Source organism: Intrasporangium sp. (genome assembly GCF_035280925.1).
Classification (GTDB): Bacteria; Actinomycetota; Actinomycetes; order Actinomycetales; family Dermatophilaceae; genus Intrasporangium.
In genome coordinates this window covers 22,092-34,245 of sequence record NZ_DATEEY010000220.1, presented here as the reverse complement: position 1 = coordinate 34,245, position 12,154 = coordinate 22,092, and the positions used below count along the sequence as shown (strand labels likewise).

The window sequence follows — 12,154 nt, the reverse complement described above, 5'->3', positions numbered from 1 at the left end:
GGTCTTGACACCGCAACTGACCGGGGAGGACGCTGACCTGAACGGAAGTGGACCGACATGCGGACACCTGTCCGCGCTCGTGTGAGTGGGAAGGTAGCCATGACAGCACAAGGCCCCAGCGTCACCAGCAGCGACTTCGAGAGCGGCCGGCCGCTCGTCCTCCGTGGCGGCACGGTCCTGACCATGGACAGCGGCAACACGGTTCTGACCGGCGCCGACGTCCTTGTCGTCGGATCCCGCGTCGAGGCCGTCGGGCAGAACCTCGACGTGCCGGAGCGCACGATCGAGATCGACGCGCGGGACGGGATCGTCATGCCGGGCATGATCGACACCCACCGCCACATGTGGCAGACCGCGATGCGCGGCTACGGCGCCGACTGGACCCTGACGCAGTACTTCGTCTGGTACTACCTCCAGCACGGCAAGGCGTTCCGACCGGAGGACATCCATGCGGGCAACCTCCTCTCCGCGATCGAGGCGCTCGATGCCGGAGTGACGACGAGCGTGGACTGGTCACACGGGTTGCAGACGGTCGACCATGCAGACGCCGCCGTGGACGCGCTCGAGTCGGTCCCGGGCCGGTTCGTCCTCGCCTACGGCAACATCCAGGCCGGTCCGTGGGAGTGGTCCGCGAAACCGGAGTTCCGGGACTTCGTGAGCCGCCGCTTCACCGGGTCGGACATGCTCGGCTTCCAGATGGCCTTCGACGTGACGGGCGACCCTGCCTTCCCGGAGAAAGCGGCCTTCGAGGTGGCACGCGACCTCAATGCGCCGGTCACCACGCACGCCGGCGTCTGGGGCGCGACGAACGACGACGGCATCCGGCTCATGCACGAGCACGGCTTCATGGACGACCGGACCATCTACGTCCACGCGGCGACTCTGACTGCTGACTCCTACAACCGCATCGCCGCGACCGGCGGCAACGTGTCGCTCGCCTCCGAGAGTGAGCAGACCTGCGGCCAGGGCTACCCGCCCAGCTGGGCGCTGCGATCCCACGAGATCAACATGTCGCTGTCCATGGACACGCCCGTCTGGATGAGCGGGGACCTCTTCACCGCCATGCGTGCGACGGTCGGCTCGGACCGCGCCCGCGAACACCTCGAGGCCCACGCGAAGGGCGAGACCGTGACGCACGTGCACCTGCGCGCGGAGCAGGCGGTTGAGTGGGCGACCCTGGGTGGTGCCCGCGCCCTTGGTCTCGGCGACCGGCTCGGCTCGATCGAGGCGGGCAAGCTCGCGGACCTCGTCCTCATCAAGAACGACGCCTCGCCGGTCATGTTCCCGCTGCTCAACCCCTTCGGTCATGTCGTGTACCAGGCCCAGCGTGGGGACGTCCACACGGTCATCGTCAACGGGCGGGTCGTCAAGCACGACCACGCCCTCATCGGGATCGACCTGCCCGCCGTGCGCCGCGAGGTGGACAGCACGGTGGAGCACCTCCGGTCCGAGCTCGGTGAGGAGGCGTGGATCGCTGGGATGAATCCCGAGATCCCCGAGACGAAGGTCCTCGACAACCCGTACACCTACACCGACTACGCATCTTCCGCGACCCACACCACGCAGACCGAGTAGGACACCGACTGCCATGACCGCCCGCCACGTCCCCGTCCTCGTCGTCGGCGGCAGCCTCGTCGGGCTGTCGACCTCCGTGCTCCTCGCGCACCACGGCGTGCCGCATCTGCTCGTCGAGCACCACTCGGGCACGGCGATCCATCCCCGGGCCGCCTCGTTCCACCAGCGAACCATGGAGGTGTTCCGGTCGGTCGGCATCCAGTCGGCGGTCGAGCAGGCTGCCGCGCTGGAGTTCGTCCAGAACGGTGCCATCGTCGCCGTCGAGAGCCTCGGGGGCCGTGAGCTCGCGACGTTCTTCGCGAACTTCAACGCCGGTGTGGAGGAGCTCAGCCCGACGTCCCGGCTCTTCATCACCCAGGTCGGGCTCGAGCCGGTCCTCCGTGATCGGGCCGTGGCCCTTGGGGCCGAGCACCTCTTCGGGACGGAGCTCGTGTCGCTGACGGAGCACCCGGATCACGTGGCGGCGGTCCTTCGGCCGCGCTCGGGCGGCGCCGACATCGAGATCACCGCGGACCACGTCGTGGCCGCCGACGGCGCCCACAGCAGGATCCGCGAGCAGCTGGGCATTCCGCTGGCCGGGCACGGCGACGTCGCCGACTGCGTGACGATCTACTTCAGCTCCGACCTGCGTGACCTCATCGGCGACCGCAACCTCAGTGTCGTCTACGTCAACCACCCCAACCTGTTGGGCTTCTTCCGCTTCGCCATCGACGCCCAGTCGGGGTTCCTGGCCGTCTTCGCCACGTTCGACGCCGCGGGCGTTCGCGACAACAACGTCGCCCGCGACCTGGCGCCCGACCGGTGCGTCGAGCTCGTGCGCACCGCGCTCGGGGCCGCAGACGAGCGGCAGATCGAGATCGAGACCGTGCAGTACTGGACCGCCAGTGCGGCCACGGCGACGTCGTTCGGTCGCGGCCGGGTGTTCCTGGCCGGCGACTCCGCCCACGTCATGCCACCCACTGGTGGTTTCGGCGGCAACACCGGCGTGGCTGATGCCCACAACCTCGCCTGGAAGCTGGCCCTGGTGCACCGCGGCATCGCCGGGCCGGGCCTGCTCGACACCTACGACACCGAGCGACGCCCCATCGCCGACCTCACCGTCGAGCAGGCCTACACCCGCTATGCCCTGCGCGTCGACCCGTCCCTGCCGAAGGACGATCTGCAACCCGCCCTCGACGACCCGTCGATCGAGCTCGGGGCGGTTGTCGCGTCGTCGGCCGTGGCCGGTGCCGACCTGCCGGAGCCGCCGCTCGAGAACCCTCGGGACGGGAGCTGGAGCGTCGGCGCGCGGGTCCCGCACCGGTGGATCGACCGGGACCGTTCGGTGTCCACGGTGGACCTCGCCGCCAATGGCTTCGCGCTTGTCGTGCCGTCCGGACACTCTGGGTACGACCGGGCCGTCCAGCAGGTCGAGGCGGGCACGGGTCTGAACATCAGGCTCCACCACCTCACCGACGGGTCCGGCGTGGATGCGCCCGGCGCGGTTCTGATCCGGCCGGATGGGGTCATCGCCTGGGCATCAGCAGACCCGGAGGCTGGGGCCGCGGGCCTGCCCGACGCTCTCGCCTCGCTGCTCTCCGCCCCGGCGCAGGTGGCCTCCCGCGGCTGACGGGAGGTGACGCGCGACATGCCCGCGACCGCCGGCGGACTCGGGAGGAGCACGACTCGGCCGTATGCCGCTGGGCCGGCTCAGCGGCATACGGCTGACATCGCCGGCCGGTCGGGTGGATCGCGCATGGAGACGGTTGGAAGGAAGCACTCATGAGCCGGGAACGAGTGGCCGGGGCGTCACCTGCGGACGAGCAGGATGGAGGCGTTCAGCGACGGTGTCTTCGCCATCGCGATCACCCTGCTCGTCCTCGAGATCACCGTGCCGACGGACTCCGAGGGCAACCTCCTGCGGGCCGTGCTCGCCCAGTGGCCCTCCTATCCGGCCTACGTCGTGAGCTTCGCGACCGTCGGCGCGATCTGGCTCGCGCACACCGCGATGAGCGAGTTCCTCGACCATGCCGACGTCTGGCTGATGCGGATCAATCTCCTGCTGCTCCTGCTCGTATCCTTCCTGCCGCTACGTCGCCATGATCGCCCTCGGGCTGTTCCTGCTCGTCATCGCGGTCGCGGGCTACCTCGTCATTGCCGTGTTCCACATCCTGCTGATCCATCGGTTGAGGCGATCCGGGCGGCCAGTGGGAACGGCGGAGCGCTAGCGCGCGGCCTCACGCAGTGTCGACACGCCGAGGTAGATGGCACCGAGGATGAGCAGCACCCCGAAGCCCTGCTGCAGGTTCCCGAGGACGATTGACGCGACCGCCCACACGACGACCACGGCGAGGGCAAGGACTGCTGCTCCGACGACGAGCTGGATGAACCGGCGCCGCAGGACGGACTCGATGACGATCATGCCGCCGGCGAGCAGGAGCAGCGCCTCGACCGTCGCGGCGTCGTTCAGCATGAGGATGCCGAGGACGAGCAGGACGAGCGATGCGGAGGCGGCCGCCCAGACCCGGAGCAGCCTGCCCTGCCCCAGCTCGGTCACGGCGAGCGGCACGGCGCGGTGGCGCAGGTGCGCATGGGGCGGGTCCTCCGGGATCGGCGTGGCGAGCGCGCGCTCGGTGCCGGCGAGCAGCTCGCTGACCTGGACGGCCTCCCGGCGCAGGACCTCGACCTCCCGGTCGAGCTCCGCGACGTGCGGCCCGGGAGTCGCGACCGGGATCCCGAGGGCACGCTCGGCCGCGTAGGCGCCGCGCAGCACCTCCCGCCGGTCCTCGAGGGAACGGTGGGCCTCGGCGGCCCGCTGGGCGAGCCCGTCGCGGATCCGCGTGATGTGCTGGGTGGCCTCGGCGGCCGTGGCCGGCACCTTGTCCAGTCCGGACCAGGCGAGTGGGGAGGCCCAGGACTGGCGGACCGTCCCGTCACGGTTGAAGCGTGGTCCGGCTGGCGCCCGCTCGCCGCCGAAGGGGTCCTCCGTGTCCAGACCCCAGAGGCCCGGGTACTCCGTGACCCAGGGCGTCGACTCGTCGACGAGCACCGCAGTCCAGGCGCGGTCGCCGCCCTCACCGATGCACCTGCCGTCGCCGCGCTTGTAGTCGATGTACGGGATCCGGAGCAGCTTGCTGTCCGCGCTGTCGGTCAAGGGCCTCGTGACGCGCGAGATCCACGGGGGGAGCGGCAGCGGCTGGCCGATGACGTACTCGCCCTGCAGGAAGGACGCCGAGTGCGAACCGGCGCCGGCGAAGATCACGGGATGGTCCCCGACGAGGGTGAGGTCCGGGTCGTCCCAGCGCCGGCGGAGGTCGTCACCGACCTCGTCGTGCGAGGAGGCGGCAATCCAGGCTGCGCGATATCCGCCTTCCGCCGACGCCTCGGGGACGAGGTAGATCGTCACCTGCTCCCAGTCGCCCTCGTGGTCGTTGACGCCCCCGAAGGTCGAGCGGAAGTCGTTCATCGCGTAGAGGTACCAGTACTGCAGGATCGTGTAGCCGCCATCGGTCGTCACGTGGGCGTAGTAGTGCGGCCGCTCGTGGTGCTCGCTGCGCGCATACGCCTGGTGCGCCGCTGCCGTGAAACCACCGGGCACGCGCCCGCGGAGCAGCAGGGTCAGTCGCAGGCCGACGTCGATGAGTCGTGAGGGCATCCCCACCGCCGCGAAGCGGCTCGAGGCACGGAACCGTTCCCGATCCGGGCGCCGACGCCAGGAGGCGTAGGCCGCTCGGCTGAGTGGCGATTCGACGTGCTGGATCGACAGGGATCGGCTCGAGTGGGCACGGCCCAGCGCAGCGAGCGAATACGGTGTCAGGTGTCCCCGATCGGCAAGTACGTCAAGGTTCTTCGTGGAGCCGGCCACGAGGCGTGACGGCATGAGGTAGTCCTCGACCGACATGGGGAAGAACAGCTCGCCGCGGACGTAGCGGATGACCGGCTCGAACCGGCGCACGAGGGCCAGCTGACTTGCTTCGTCACGGGCACTCTCGCCCAAGGGATTCCCGTGCACTTCCATGGGAGAACGCTAGACCAGCCCTTGGTCGTGCACGGGGAGGATCTGCGCACCGGGCCACTCGACGAGCAGGGGCGTCGCCGTCAGGGCAGGGGGAGGGCGAGGGTGAACGTCGACCCGTGGCCGGGACCCGGGCTGGAGGCCACGAGGCTGCCGTGGTGCGCATCGGCGATGGCGCGGCTGATCGTCAGCCCGAGGCCGGAGCCGCCCCGCTCCCGGTCCCGCGCGGTGTCGCCCCGGTAGAACCGCTCGAAGACGTGTGGCAGCTGGTCCGTGCTCATCCCGTCGCCGGTGTCGGCGACGACGAACTCGACCGCGTCGTGGACCGCCCGCGCGAACAGACGGACTGACCCGCCGGGAGGCGTGTGACGCAGGGCGTTGGCGAGCAGGTTGTCGAGCACCTGGCCGACTCGCCGCGGGTCGGCAGCGACGTCCACGTCCGGTGCTGCATCAGCCTGGACGTCGAGCTCGACGCCCTGCCGAGCGAAGGCCTCGCGCTTGGCCTGGGCCGCCGACCAGATGAGCTCGCGGACCGGCGTTGGAGAAAGCTCCAGGGCCAGGCGCCCCTCCTCCGCCCGGGATACGTCGTCGAGGTCGGCGGCGAGCCGCGCCAGTCGCTCGGTCTGCTCCGTCAGGACGCGCTCTGTCTCGGTGTTCCACGTCGTCACGCCGTCGCGGAGTCCCTCGCAGTAGACCGTGAGCGTCGCGATCGGCGTGCGCAGCTCGTGGGCCAGGTCGGACAGCAGCCGCCGACGGGTGTCCTCCGTCTGCTCGAGCTGGCTCGCCATGAGGTTGAACGCCTGGCCCAGCTCGTCGAACTCGGTTCCGGCGCCCAAGGGACCGACGCGGGCCCCGAGGTGACCCCGCGAGACCTCTCGGGCCGCGTTGGCCAGGGCACCGAGTGGTGCCTGCAGGCGACGCGTCACGTACCACGTGACCGCTGCAGCGCAGGCCAGCGCGATGACGAGGGCCACGCCCAGGGAGACGAGCGAGGCATCGCGGTAGGCCTGCTCGATGTGGGCCAACTGGGGGGAGTCGGCCGCGTGACCGGCCTCCAGCAGGTGCTCGTGGAAGAGGGGTGGCCCAACAATGGCAGCGACCACGCCCGCGGTGACCACGCTGGCACCCAGGACCAGGACCTGGGCGAGCATGAGCCGTGAGGCGAGCCCGCCCCGGGCGCCCGTCGAGCTGTCCGTTCTCATCCCGCTCATCCCGCTCATCCCGGTCCACCGACTCACGCCGCTCAACCCCTGCCCATCCGGTAGCCGATGCCGCGAACCGTCTCGATGTACCGCGGGGCGGCGGGATCGTCCCCGAGCTTGCGGCGGATGTGGCCGATGTGGACGTCGACGATGTGCTCATCGCCGACCCAGGCGATGTCCCAGACCTCGTCGATGAGCTGGCGCCTCGAGAAGGCGTACCTCGGGCGGGCCGAGAGGACGTCGAGGATGTCGAACTCCGTCCGGGTCAGGGCCACTGGCTGCCCACCGACGGTGACGCTGCGCCCCGCCGGGTCGATGGACAGCTCGCCGAAGACCCGGGGCGGTTCCTCGCTCGGACCGTTGCCGCCACCGACCGCGCCGGTGTCCCGGCGGGGGCGACGGAGCACCGCCTGGACCCGGGCGACGAGCTCGCGGGCGCTGAACGGCTTGGTGATGTAGTCGTCGGCACCAACCGTGAGCCCGACAATGCGGTCCACCTCATCGCCCCGCGCGGTGAGCATGAGGACGTAGCAGTCGGAGAAGGTTCGCACCTGGCGACACACCTCGATGCCGTCGAGCCCGGGAAGGCCGAGGTCGAGCACGATGACGTCGGGATCCAGCTCCCGGGCCAGGGACACCGCATCGGGTCCTGTGTAGGCCTCGGACACCGTGTACCCCGCCCGGACCAAGTAGGAGCCGACCATGTGTGCAAGCGGGCGCTCGTCATCGACGACGAGAACCCTTGGTGTGGACGAGGTGGCTTCCGGCCGAGGGGAGTCCATGGCGCCAGTCTGCTCGCTCCGAGCCCGCTGCACGCCCTCGCGTTCCCGGGAGCGCGAACTTCGTCAAACCTTCACCGAATCCTCGGGGAGTGCAGACCCGGCCGACGGAGCATGGCGCCCAGGACATCTGGCGAACGTGAGGAGATGGTCATCGTGTGGCACCACGGCTGGGGGTACTTCGCCTGGTGGATGTGGGCGTTGATGCTTCTTGGCACCATCGCCTTCTGGGTGTTCGTGGGCTATGTCGTGCGGACGGTCCTTCTCGACCGTCGACCGCGGGACATCGGCTCGGTCCAAGGGTCCGAGCGGCCGCCTTCATCAGACCTTCATGGACCCTTTGCCGAACGCTGAGGGTGCTCGGGGACAGTGATGCCGTGACCAGCCGACAGCTCCCAGCCCACCGCCAGCAGCGATCCCGACGCACTCCTCTCGTGGTGGCGACAGCAGCAGCCGCCTCGCTGGTGCTCCTCGCGGGCTGTGCCAGCAGCACCGAGAGTCCTGCACCGCCAGTGCAGGGCGCGGCGTCGTCCGTCGCGGCGCAGGGCGACCCGACTGCGCAGGGCATCCTGACCAGGCTCGGCCTCACCGGTCGAAGCGCCACCGAGGTCATCGAGGCCCTCGACCAGCAGACCGGGCAACGCCAGCGCGATGTCCTCGCGTCGGTCCGCTACGACTCGCTGGTGCTCAGGGACGACTCGGGCGAGTCCTGGGTCGAGCTGCCGGACGGGCGGTTCTACCTGTCGATTGCGCCGTACGTGAGCCGGACCCACGAGTGCTACTACCACAGCCTCACCACCTGCACGGGCGAGCTGGCCGACCAGACCGTCGATGTCACGATCGTCGACTCGGCCGGCAAGACCCTGGTCGACGGCCCGGCCCGCACCTATGCAAACGGGTTCGTCGGCTTCTGGCTCCCACGTGACATCGAGGGCACCGTCACCGTGACGCACGAGGGGCGCTCGGCGACGGCGGCCATCTCCACCGGTCAGCAGGCTCCGACCTGCCTGACGACGCTGAAGCTCACCTGACAGGGACACGCGGGCGCGCGGGACCTGTCATCCACCAAGCGAGTCCCATTGACAGCCATACTGACCGGACAGGTTCACCAGGAGAGGAACGCGCATGCCCAGCCGTACCGCAAGGACCCTAGGGACGATCGTCGCCATCGTCGGCATCGTGATGATCATCGCTGGAGGCGTCACCTACTACATGGTCCACAACGAGCTGAAGGCCGCCAACATCACCGTTGCTGACGACGCCGCCTTCCTCGCCGGCGACGAGGTGGACGGTCCGTTCTCGGCCTACGCCCAGGCCCAGATCATCGACGAGCACGCCCTCGAGGCGACCAACGGCAAGACCTACGCCCAGCTGGACCGCGACGACCCGTTGCGTCAGACCGCGATGTCCGCATCCTTCCTGCGTGCATCGCTCTTCACGTCGGTCGTCGCCTTCGGCGTTGCCGCCATGGCCATGGTGCTCGGCCTGATGCAGGTGTTCATCGGCTGGGCGCTCGTCTCCCTGAGTCGCCGGGAGGTCGCTTACGAGCGGGCGCCCGCCTGACCGAGGCGTGACCTTCCTCGGAAGGAACCCCAACCAAGCCGTATGCCGCTGAGCCAGCTCAGCGGCATACGGCTCAGTTCTTCGGTGGCACAGGCCTACTCAAGCCGGGTTGGACTCCCACGTCCAGCGGGCCGGACTGGCCCATCTGCTCTTCCTCGTCCCCCCGCGCCGGCTCAGCCGGTGGCCAGCACTTGGGGAGCGCTGACCTTGATGTGGGTGCGTAGCCACTTCGCCGTGCCCTCGGCTTCCTCGTGGCATGTCGTGACGAGATTCTCGAGCTCGACGCGACGCGCCGCACGTGCCGCTTGGAGAAGGATCACCCAGCTGATCTCGACGCGCTGCGCGACGAGGTAGGCGTCGCGCAGGTCGAGGAGCAGCATCATCCCGGTCGCCTCGGACCGTCCGAGTACCGCCGCTGACATCCGTCGCAGGCGGTCGGCGGGCCCGCCGTCGGCTGCACCGGTCTCGCCGTCCGGCGCCTTGGCGCCCAGCTGCTCGGCGAACGGCTTGAGCCTGGCCAGGTGCCCCCGGCTCCGCTCGGCGAGCTGGTGCCCCAAGTGGTAGACGTCGTGCTCCGTGGCGTGCCTCCCGGCGAGCTTGACGAGCTTCTCGGCGAGGTCCTCCTCCGCCTCCGTGACCAGCTCGACGGCCTTGTCCAGCTTCATGAGGACACCTTCTTCACGCTGACTGCAGCGAGCTTGACCTGCGGCTGCTTCGACACGGGATCCCAAGCCGTCAGCGTCAGCTCGTTGGCGGCGGTGGGTCGCCGCTCCTCGGCAGACGGGCTGGAGGCCGTGCCTTCCATGCGGTCCCAGTAGCCGTAGTGGAAGGGCGCGAAGACGACGCCCTCTCGTGAACCGGTGAGACGGGCCGGCGCCACCACATGTCCGCGGGCCGACTCCACGCGGACGAGGTCTCCATCCGCGATGCCCAGCGCCTGTGCATCTGCAGCCGCGAGCTCGACCCACGGCGTCGGTTCCGCGTTCTGGAGCTGCGGTGCCCGCCCGGTCCTGGTGCGGGTGTGGAAGTGGTAAACCCGGCGACCGCTGGTGAACAGGAACGGCCGTTCAGCGCTGACCGGCTCGTGAGGCGGGTAGTGGTGTGCCGCCTTGAGGATCGCCCGGCCAGCTGCCCCGAGGTCGGCGTGGTCCTTGCGCTCGAATGACGCCCCGGTCGTCAGGTCATGGCCGTAGTCCTCGCAGTAGTCCGTCTCGGTGTTGAACCGATGATCGGTGTAGAGCCGCTCTGTGCCGTCGGGCGCATCCTGGTTGCAGGGCCACTGGATCCCTGATCCGCCGCGCAGCTTCTCGTACGTCAGGCCGCTGTAGTCGCAGGGTCGGCCGCGGGTCACCTCCTTGAAGGCATCGAAGCACTCCTCCGGCGTGCGCCACTTGACCAGAGGTTCACCGTCCTTGTCCTGCAGACCCAGCCCAGCGGCATACGACAGGAAGATCTCCATGTCCGGCCTGGCCTCACCAGGGGGAGCGACCGCCCGCTCGGAGAGGTGGACCGTCCGGTCGTGGTTCGTGAAGGTGCCGAGCTTCTCCCCCCAGATGGCCGCAGGCAGGACGACGTCGGCAAGGGCTGCCGTCTCGGTGAGGAACGCGTCGCTGACGACGAGGAAGAGCCGGTCCTGCTGGAGGATCGACCGGATCCGGTGCAGCTCGGGCAAGGAGACCGCCGGGTTGGTGCCGCTCACCCACAGGAACCGGATCGAGCCCTCCTCGGCATACCGCATCATCTGCATGACGTGGGTCGGCGGCGCCCAGGAGGGGAGCTGGGATGACTCCACGTTCCAGAGGCGCGCGAGCTCTGCGACGTGGCCCGGGTTCTGCCAGTTGCGCATTGCGACGAAGTCGCCATTGGCGCCGGTCTCGCGGGTGTTCTGCGCAGTGGGCTGGCCGTTGAGCTGGAAGACGGAGCAACCGGGCTTGCCGATCATGCCGCGCAGCAGCGTGATGTTGTTGACCTGACAGGCGGACGCCGTGGCCTCGTGGGACTGGTACACGCCCTGGAGGCAGGTCGACACCAGGCTCCGGCCATTGCCGATGACCTCCGCGGCGCGCTCGATGTCGGCCGCGGGGACACCACAGATCTCCGCGACGATGTCGGCGTCGTAGTGGCTGACGACCTCGGCGAGCCGGTCGAATCCGACTGTGTGCCGGGCAACGAAGTCGCTGTCGATGGCGCCGTTGCGAATGAGTGCTGCCTGGATGCCGTTGAGCAGCGGCAGGTTCGTGCCGGGACGGATCGCCAGGTGCACGTCGGCTCGCTCAGCCACGGGCGTGCGTCGGGGGTCGACTACCACCAGTCGCGGGGGCGCGGGACCGTCCAGCCGGTCGAGAACGCGCGCCCAGAGCACGGTGTGGGTCTCGGCCATGTTGTGACCGACCAGGAAAAGGGTGTCGCTTAGGTCGAAGTCGGTGAGGCTGCCCGGAGCGCCGTCGGTGCCGAAGGACTCCTTGAGGGCGAAGTCGGAGGTGGCGGTGCACAATCGCGTGTTGGCGTCGAGGTGCGGTGTCCCGATGCCGGCCCGAGCGATGATGCCGAGCGTGTAGTAGTCCTCCAGGAAGAGCTGGCCGGTCGTGAAGAAGCCCATCCCGAGTGGGCCCTGAGTCCTGAGGACCTCGCGGCTGCGCTCGACGACCACGTGCATGGCGTCGTCCCAGGAGGCCGGCCGCAGCTCGCCGTCGACTCTGACCAGTGGCGTCGTGAGCCGGTCCGGGGATCGGTTGGCCTGCCAGCCGAACAGTCCCTTGGGGCCGAGCCGTCCGCGGTTGACTCGGTCCTGCTCACGACCGCGCACGCCCACCATCCGGCCGCCCTGGACCGCGATGTCGATCCCGCAGCCGTTCGAGCACAGCACGCAGGCGGACTGGTGCCACTCGACCTCCGACTCGCTCACGCCGTCGTCGAGGTAGCTGTCGACGCGGCCCGCCCACGTCGCGTCGGGCCCGTGTGGAGTGCGTGGCCCCCAGACATCCTGGATGCGATCTGTGCTCACTGGACTACCCTCCTACCGACGGCAGCGGGCTGCTGCG

The 12,154-nt window shown here is 69.5% G+C and carries 10 protein-coding genes; 5 read left to right on the top strand and 5 right to left on the bottom strand.

Going from position 1 to position 12,154, the window contains the following annotated elements; translation table 11 throughout:
- Positions 1–99: 99 nt before the first annotated feature.
- From VJN29_RS19750 to VJN29_RS19740, 3 genes are all read left to right on the top strand, one after another.
- A complete protein-coding gene (locus VJN29_RS19750) occupies positions 100–1,575 on the top strand; it encodes an amidohydrolase family protein (protein WP_324145351.1) in 1,476 nt (491 codons plus the stop codon).
- A gap of 13 nt (positions 1,576–1,588) precedes the next feature.
- Entirely contained in the window at positions 1,589–3,184 is a 1,596-nt protein-coding gene (locus VJN29_RS19745; RefSeq protein WP_324145350.1) for an FAD-dependent monooxygenase, read from the top strand.
- Between the two features lie 198 nt (positions 3,185–3,382).
- Complete coding sequence (locus tag VJN29_RS19740; RefSeq protein WP_324145349.1) at positions 3,383–3,877, top strand: TMEM175 family protein; 495 nt, start codon at positions 3,383–3,385, stop codon at positions 3,875–3,877.
- Here VJN29_RS19740 and VJN29_RS19735 read toward each other — a convergent pair.
- From VJN29_RS19735 to VJN29_RS19725, 3 genes are all read right to left on the bottom strand, one after another.
- Positions 3,779–5,572 carry a hypothetical protein gene (locus VJN29_RS19735; protein ID WP_324145348.1) on the bottom strand — a complete coding sequence of 598 codons (1,794 nt, stop codon included), beginning with the start codon at positions 5,570–5,572 and terminating at the stop codon, positions 3,779–3,781. The genes VJN29_RS19740 and VJN29_RS19735 overlap by 99 nt on opposite strands.
- A gap of 80 nt (positions 5,573–5,652) precedes the next feature.
- Positions 5,653–6,771, bottom strand: coding sequence for a sensor histidine kinase (locus tag VJN29_RS19730; RefSeq protein ID WP_414654432.1), 1,119 nt, complete (start codon positions 6,769–6,771; stop codon positions 5,653–5,655).
- A 41-nt stretch (positions 6,772–6,812) separates the two neighbouring features.
- The gene (locus VJN29_RS19725; RefSeq protein ID WP_324145347.1) at positions 6,813–7,553 is read right to left on the bottom strand and encodes a response regulator transcription factor; all 741 of its coding nucleotides are present in this window, start codon (positions 7,551–7,553) and stop codon (positions 6,813–6,815) included.
- Positions 7,554–7,927: 374 nt separating this feature from the next.
- Between VJN29_RS19725 and VJN29_RS19720 the strand changes: the two genes are divergently transcribed.
- On the top strand, positions 7,928–8,581 hold the full coding sequence (locus tag VJN29_RS19720; RefSeq protein ID WP_324145346.1) for a CueP family metal-binding protein: 654 nt from the start codon (positions 7,928–7,930) through the stop codon (positions 8,579–8,581).
- Positions 8,582–8,675: 94 nt separating this feature from the next.
- Positions 8,676–9,113 (top strand): aromatic ring-opening dioxygenase LigA, encoded by a 438-nt coding sequence (locus VJN29_RS19715; protein ID WP_324145345.1) that lies wholly within the window; start codon positions 8,676–8,678, stop codon positions 9,111–9,113.
- A gap of 173 nt (positions 9,114–9,286) precedes the next feature.
- Here the strand turns inward: VJN29_RS19715 and VJN29_RS19710 are convergent, their stop codons facing one another.
- Entirely contained in the window at positions 9,287–9,778 is a 492-nt protein-coding gene (locus tag VJN29_RS19710) for a hypothetical protein (protein ID WP_324145344.1), read from the bottom strand.
- Positions 9,775–12,117, bottom strand: a complete 2,343-nt coding sequence (locus VJN29_RS19705; protein ID WP_324145343.1) for a nitrate reductase — start codon at positions 12,115–12,117, stop codon at positions 9,775–9,777. The genes VJN29_RS19710 and VJN29_RS19705 overlap by 4 nt, the downstream gene beginning before the upstream one ends.
- Positions 12,118–12,154: the final 37 nt, after the last annotated feature.

Coding starts and splice junctions, on each gene's coding strand:
- VJN29_RS19750 (WP_324145351.1), top strand. CDS start 100: ATGACAGCACAAGGCCCCAGCGTCACCAGCAGCGACTTCGAGAGCGGC.
- VJN29_RS19710 (WP_324145344.1), bottom strand. CDS start 9,778: ATGAAGCTGGACAAGGCCGTCGAGCTGGTCACGGAGGCGGAGGAGGAC.
- VJN29_RS19735 (WP_324145348.1), bottom strand. CDS start 5,572: ATGGAAGTGCACGGGAATCCCTTGGGCGAGAGTGCCCGTGACGAAGCA.
- VJN29_RS19730 (WP_414654432.1), bottom strand. CDS start 6,771: ATGAGAACGGACAGCTCGACGGGCGCCCGGGGCGGGCTCGCCTCACGG.
- VJN29_RS19725 (WP_324145347.1), bottom strand. CDS start 7,553: ATGGACTCCCCTCGGCCGGAAGCCACCTCGTCCACACCAAGGGTTCTC.
- VJN29_RS19715 (WP_324145345.1), top strand. CDS start 8,676: ATGCCCAGCCGTACCGCAAGGACCCTAGGGACGATCGTCGCCATCGTC.
- VJN29_RS19745 (WP_324145350.1), top strand. CDS start 1,589: ATGACCGCCCGCCACGTCCCCGTCCTCGTCGTCGGCGGCAGCCTCGTC.
- VJN29_RS19740 (WP_324145349.1), top strand. CDS start 3,383: ATGGAGGCGTTCAGCGACGGTGTCTTCGCCATCGCGATCACCCTGCTC.